This window comes from Leifsonia sp., assembly GCF_051955155.1.
Taxonomy (GTDB): domain Bacteria; phylum Actinomycetota; class Actinomycetes; order Actinomycetales; family Microbacteriaceae; genus Leifsonia.
Genome location: NZ_JBQCGZ010000149.1, coordinates 1 through 5,417, shown reverse-complemented (window position 1 = coordinate 5,417; position 5,417 = coordinate 1). Strand labels below are relative to the sequence as shown.

Annotated in this window: 6 protein-coding genes and 1 pseudogene; 6 read left to right on the top strand and 1 reads right to left on the bottom strand. The window is 70.7% G+C overall.

What is annotated here, in order from left to right; all coding sequences use genetic code 11:
• Nucleotides 1-120: 120 nt before the first annotated feature.
• The gene (locus ACTHMF_RS16385) at nt 121-1,089 is read left to right on the top strand and encodes a DMT family transporter (protein WP_440319055.1); all 969 of its coding nucleotides are present in this window, start codon (nt 121-123) and stop codon (nt 1,087-1,089) included.
• Here the strand turns inward: ACTHMF_RS16385 and ACTHMF_RS16380 are convergent.
• Nucleotides 1,086-1,400 (bottom strand): ferritin family protein, encoded by a 315-nt coding sequence (locus ACTHMF_RS16380; protein WP_314146326.1) that lies wholly within the window; start codon nt 1,398-1,400, stop codon nt 1,086-1,088. The two genes, ACTHMF_RS16385 and ACTHMF_RS16380, sit on opposite strands and share 4 nt — an antisense overlap.
• Nucleotides 1,401-1,560: 160 nt before the next feature.
• Between ACTHMF_RS16380 and treS the strand changes: the two genes are divergently transcribed.
• The 5 genes and pseudogenes from treS to ACTHMF_RS16355 all read left to right on the top strand — a co-directional run.
• Nucleotides 1,561-3,867: a maltose alpha-D-glucosyltransferase gene (gene treS / locus ACTHMF_RS16375; protein ID WP_440319052.1), complete on the top strand. Its 2,307-nt coding sequence runs from the start codon at nt 1,561-1,563 to the stop codon at nt 3,865-3,867.
• Nucleotides 3,868-3,944: 77 nt separating this feature from the next.
• Entirely contained in the window at nt 3,945-4,556 is a 612-nt protein-coding gene (locus ACTHMF_RS16370) for a hypothetical protein (RefSeq protein WP_440319051.1), read from the top strand.
• A 49-nt stretch (nt 4,557-4,605) separates the two neighbouring features.
• On the top strand, nt 4,606-4,866 hold the full coding sequence (locus ACTHMF_RS16365) for a DUF1049 domain-containing protein (RefSeq protein WP_440319049.1): 261 nt from the start codon (nt 4,606-4,608) through the stop codon (nt 4,864-4,866).
• 79 nt (nt 4,867-4,945) lie between these two features.
• Nucleotides 4,946-5,104, top strand: coding sequence for a hypothetical protein (locus tag ACTHMF_RS16360; protein ID WP_314146330.1), 159 nt, complete (start codon nt 4,946-4,948; stop codon nt 5,102-5,104).
• A gap of 88 nt (nt 5,105-5,192) precedes the next feature.
• A pseudogene (locus tag ACTHMF_RS16355) lies at nt 5,193-5,417 on the top strand (aldo/keto reductase); the annotation flags it as partial.

Genomic DNA, 5,417 nt, shown 5'->3' with positions numbered 1-5,417 from the left:
CCTCGTTCCGCACGCCGCTGCAGACGCGCTGAGCGGGCGGGCGCCGGGCGGGCGCCGCGCGGGCGCGGACGGGACGGCGCGTGGAGCAGCACGCGCCGTCCCGTCCGTAGGATGTGGAGCATGCCCTCCACCCGCTCGCGCGTCCGCTTCGCCGTGAGCAGGTACGAGCTGGCGCTGATCGCGATCACCGCGCTCTGGGGAGCGACGTTCTTCGTCGTCCATCTGGCGATGCAGCACACCGGCCCGTGGTTCTTCGTCGGGCTGCGCTTCGTCGTGGCCGGTCTCGTGAGCGTCCTGGTCTTCCACCGCTCGCTCGCGCGCATCCGCTGGCGCGAGCTCGGCGCCGGCGCGGCGATCGGCGCGGCCATCGCGCTCGGCTACGGGCTGCAGACCGCGGGGCTCGCCAGCATCCCGAGCAGCACGTCCGCGTTCATCACGGCGTTCTACGTGCCCCTGGTCCCGCTGCTGCAGTGGCTCGTGCTGCGCCGCCCGCCGCGCAGGATGACGCTGGTCGGTGTCGCCTGCGCGTTCGCCGGGCTGCTCTTCATCGCCGGGCCGTCCGCGATCACCGTCGGCCTCGGCGCCGGCGAGATCGCCACGCTGATCAGCACGGTCCCGATCGCGGCCGAGATCATCCTGATCGGCGCGTTCGCGTCGCGCGTGGACGCGCGGGGCGTGACGATCGTCCAGCTCCTCGCAGCCGGCCTGTTCGGCTTCGCCGCGATGCCGCTCACCGGCGAGGCGCTGCCGGCACCGTCCTGGGACTGGCTGCTGCCCGCGGTCGCGCTCGGCGTCGCGAGCTGCCTCATCCAGCTCACGATGAACTGGGCGCAGCGGCACGTCTCGCCCACGAAGGCGACGATCATCTACTCCGGCGAGCCGGTCTGGGGCGGCATCGTCGGCAGGCTCGCGGGCGACCGGATGCCGTGGACGACCATCGTCGGCGCTCTGCTGGTGGTCGCGGGTGTGCTGGTCAGCGAGCTGCGGCCGCGGCGGCCGGAGCGGGAGGACGCGCAGGTCACCGGCGACACCGCCGGCTTGCCCGCCGCCGAACCCGCGCCGGAGGCCGGCGAACCCGCCCGCCGCTAGCCGGCGCTCTCCTCGGCATCCTCGCCGTGGCGGACGATGTCGCCGCTCCGGAAGAGGATGCCCTGCGCGATCTGCCGCCACTGCGGCTTCGCGCGCAGCAGGAACTCGAGCTCCATGCTGAAGTGCTTGTACTCCTCGCCGAGCGAGTCGAGCATGATCGCCTTCGCCGTCTCGTCCTTCTCGACGGCGATGCGCTGCTCGTACCAGCCGATCGCCTCCGCCTCCTCCGACAGACTCGCGCACATCCGCGCGAACGTCCTGGTCTCCTCGCCGAGCTCGCTGGGCGGCTCGTGGTATTGATCGGTGGGCATCGTCGCTCCTCTCCGTTGTGGTCGCGAGGTGTCACCGTACTCGCGGGACCGGACACGTCAATCGCCAGTCGGCTGAACACCCTCTCACGCCCGCGCCGAACCGCGCGGTGTGAATCCGCGAGCACTCGGGATACCGTGTGAGGCGCCGGGAGGAGACCACATGGATGAGCCCGTCGGGGCCCGAGACGCGTCGACCGATGCGACAGAGCCCGAGACCGTCGAGCCGGAAACCACAGAGATCACCTACGACGAACAGCTGTACCCCGCACGCCCGCGCCGGCTGCGCCCCCGGGCGAACCTGCGCGGCGGCAGCATCCGGCGCAACGTCGCCGACCCGCGCGCCGCGAACGGACTGAACCCCGCGTACGTGCAGTGGCTCGTCGGCCAGTCGATGCTGAAGGACGCGGATGTGCTCAGCAGGCAGCTCTCGGGGTCGCCGAGCATGTGGCGGAACCCGTACGCGCGCCCGGACGCGCGCCGCGCGGTGTCCACCTCGGACGTCTGGTTCACGGCGTATCCGATCTCGCTGATCACCCGGCAGGACCAGTCGTTCCTGGCGGCGCTGGCGGACCCCGAGCTGTGGAAGGTGTTCCAGCGCATCGGCATCACCGGCGTCCACACCGGCCCGGTGAAGCGCGCAGGCGGCATCCGCGGCTGGCAGGAGACGCCGAGCGTCGACGGCCACTTCGACAGGATCGGCACCCAGATCGACCCGGTCTTCGGCGACGAGCAGACGTTCCAGCGGATGACGGACGTCGCGGAGGAGCACGGCGGCAGCGTCATCGACGACATCGTCCCCGGCCACACCGGCAAGGGCGCCGACTTCCGCCTCGCGGAGATGGCGTACAAGGACTACCCGGGGATCTACCACATGGTGGAGATCCCGCCGGACGAGTGGCACCTGCTGCCCGAGGTGCCGGAGCACCGCGACTCGGTGAACCTCGACGCGGCGACGGAGGCGGCGCTCGCGGAGCGCGGCTACATCATCGGCGAGCTGCAGCGCGTGATCTTCTACGCTCCCGGCGTCAAGGAGACCAACTGGAGCGCGACCGCGCCGGTGGTCGGCACCGACGGCGTCACCCGGCGCTGGGTCTACCTGCACTACTTCAAGGAGGGCCAGCCGTCGGTCAACTGGCTCGACCCGACGTTCTCCGGCATGCGGCTGGTGATCGGCGACGCGCTGCACGGGCTGGGTGACCTCGGCCATAGCGCGCTGCGCCTGTACGCGAACCGCTTGCTGGGCGTCGAGAAGATCGCGGAGGGGCTGCCGGCCTGGTCGGAGGGTCACCCGCTCTCGCACGCGGCCAACCACGTGATCGCGGGGATGGTGCGCAAGGTCGGCGGCTTCACCTTCCAGGAGCTGAACCTCACGATCGAGGACATCCGGGACACCGGAGCCGTCGGCGCCGATCTGTCCTACGACTTCATCAACCGGCCCGCCTACCACCACGCCCTCGCCACCGGCGACACCGAGTTCCTGCGGTTGACGCTGCGCACCTCGCTGGAGCTCGGCGTCGAGCCGGTGAGCCTCGTTCACGGCCTGCAGAACCACGACGAGCTCACCTACGAGCTGGTGCACTGGGCGACGCTGCACAAGGACGATCTGTACCCGTTCCGCTACCAGGAGCTCAGCGGCGGCGAGCTGGCCGAGCTGATCCGGTCGGAGCTGGTCCAGGCGCTGACCGCGCCGGCCGCCGAGTTCAACCTGGTGTTCACGACGAACGGGATCGCCTGCACGACGGCCTCCCTGATCGCAGCGACCCAGGGGCACGCGACGCTGGACTCGATCACCGAGGACGACGTTCCGCGCATCCGCGACGCGCACCTGCTGCTCGCGGCGTTCAACGCGTGGCAGCCCGGCGTGTTCGCGCTCTCCGGCTGGGACCTGCTCGGCTCGCTCACGCTGCCGCGCGGCGAGGTCGCCGACCTGATCGCGGACGGCGACACCCGGTGGGTGGAGCGCGGAGCGCACGACCTGCTCGGCGTCGCCCCGGAGACCGAGCGCTCGGCGTCCGGGATGCCGCGCGCCCGCTCGCTCTACGGCACCCTGCCCGAGCAGCTGAAGCGCCGCGACTCGTTCGCGAGCCGGCTGCGCGGCCTGCTGCGCATCCGCTCCCGCTACGGCATCGCGACGGCGCGCCAGATCGACGTTCCTGACGTCGCGCATCCCGGGATGCTCGTGCTCGTGCACCAGCTGGAGACGCTGGACGACCACGGGCTGCCGATCGTGCAGCTGACCGTGCTCAACATGACGGGCGACGCCGTCGACGGCACCGTGCGCTCCGACGCGCTCCCGCTCGGCGCGACGGTCGTGGACGCCTCCAACGACCGGGACATCGCGGTGGTGGACAACCTCAGCAGCTTCCCGCTGCGCATCGGCCCGTACGGCGCGCGCTTCCTGCTGCTGCGCCGCCCGGAGCCGGAGCCCGAGCCCGAGCGCGATGCTCCGCTCGCGCAGCCGCGCTGAACTCGTTCCACTCTCGGATCTGACATTGTTGTGCTGAAACCTCAGCACGGCTACGGTAGCTGCCGAGGAGGATGACGATGGTCGAGACCCCGGACGCGGCCGGCATGACGCGCGGCGAGGTGTCCGCACTGCCGCTCGAGGAACAGTTCTCGCTCTACGGGGCTCGCTACCAGCGCATCCGCGACCTGCTCACGGGGGCGCAACTGCAGATCAGCGAAGGCGAATGGCGCTGGATCGGCGAAGCGACCGCCCCGTCCTCCGGCCTGGTCTCGCCGACAACCATGCCCGGCGTCTCCGGTGCGAACTGCTACTTCCTCGATACCGCCAGGATCACCGAGGCGACTGGGGCCCGCGGGGCGATCGCGCACGCGGAGTCGATGGCCGGCTATGCGGAGGCGAGACGCTGGGCGACCACGGTCATGGCGTACGACGGCGACGTGTTCGTCCGCGCCACGACAGCGGACGGCGACCAGCTCGACTACACCATCACGACGGCGGGCTCCCACATCCTCAACGTGTACAGCGGGCTCTACTGGGGTGACTACCGCGGCCTGCGCTCGGCGATCACGGACCGCGTCCCGGACGATGCCGTCCTGGCCGCATCCGTGCCCGGTGTGTTCGTGCCGTTTCCCGCCTGGGGTGACCCGGTCGGCCCGGGCAGAGACCCGCTGTACCGCCCGAGCGCCTGACGAGCGCGCCGGACTGTACGGTGTCGACCGCAGCCGCCATACTGTGCCCATGACCCAGCCCAGCGACTCCTCCGGCGAGAACGGCTTCGTGCGCTTCCTGAAGCGCAAGTGGCTCGCCATTCTGATCGTGCTCGCGCTGATCGTCATCGCCGTCCAGAACGGAGTGAGCGACGACACGGCCACCATCTTCGTGCTCTGGACGCAGCTGCGCATGCCGACCTGGGTGCTCGTGCTGATCGTCTTCCTGATCGGTGCGGCAACCGGCTGGATCTTCGCCCGCAACCGGGCCGCGCGCCGCGCCCGGCGCTGACCGGCGGCGCTCTGGCACACCGCGCGGGAATCGCGCAACCCCGTTGACCCCGCGCGCGGCTCGGGGTTCTGTACAGGACATGATCGCTCTCATCATCATCCTGCTCGTCGTCTGGGCAATCCTCGCCATCCTCGGCTTCGCCATCAAGGGGCTGCTGTGGCTGGCGATCCTCGGCATCGTGTTCTTCGTCATCACGCTGATCGTCGGCTGGCTGCGACGCGGAGCGAGCCGCAGCTGACCGTCGGGCCGCACTCAGCAGCCGCGTCGCACAATCGCATCGCCGGATCCTGTTGGACAACACCGCGCGGAGCGGCGAATCTGGTGGCATGGCCTACGAACCCTCCCCCACCCGCTACGACTCGATGACCTACCGCCGCACCGGGCGGAGCGGCCTCGACCTGCCGGCGCTCTCCCTCGGCCTGTGGCACAACTTCGGCGACGATCGCCCTCTGGAGACCCAGCGGGCGATCGTCCGCCGGGCGTTCGACCTCGTCATCACCCACTTCGACCTGGCGAACAACTACGGACCGCCCTACGGCGCCGCCGAGATC

Bases quoted from the DNA above. Each gene is read 5' to 3' on its own strand.
- ACTHMF_RS16385 (WP_440319055.1), top strand. From the start codon at position 121: ATGCCCTCCACCCGCTCGCGCGTCCGCTTCGCCGTGAGCAGGTACGAG.
- ACTHMF_RS16360 (WP_314146330.1), top strand. From the start codon at position 4,946: ATGATCGCTCTCATCATCATCCTGCTCGTCGTCTGGGCAATCCTCGCC.
- ACTHMF_RS16370 (WP_440319051.1), top strand. From the start codon at position 3,945: ATGGTCGAGACCCCGGACGCGGCCGGCATGACGCGCGGCGAGGTGTCC.
- ACTHMF_RS16365 (WP_440319049.1), top strand. From the start codon at position 4,606: ATGACCCAGCCCAGCGACTCCTCCGGCGAGAACGGCTTCGTGCGCTTC.
- ACTHMF_RS16380 (WP_314146326.1), bottom strand. From the start codon at position 1,400: ATGCCCACCGATCAATACCACGAGCCGCCCAGCGAGCTCGGCGAGGAG.
- treS (WP_440319052.1), top strand. From the start codon at position 1,561: ATGGATGAGCCCGTCGGGGCCCGAGACGCGTCGACCGATGCGACAGAG.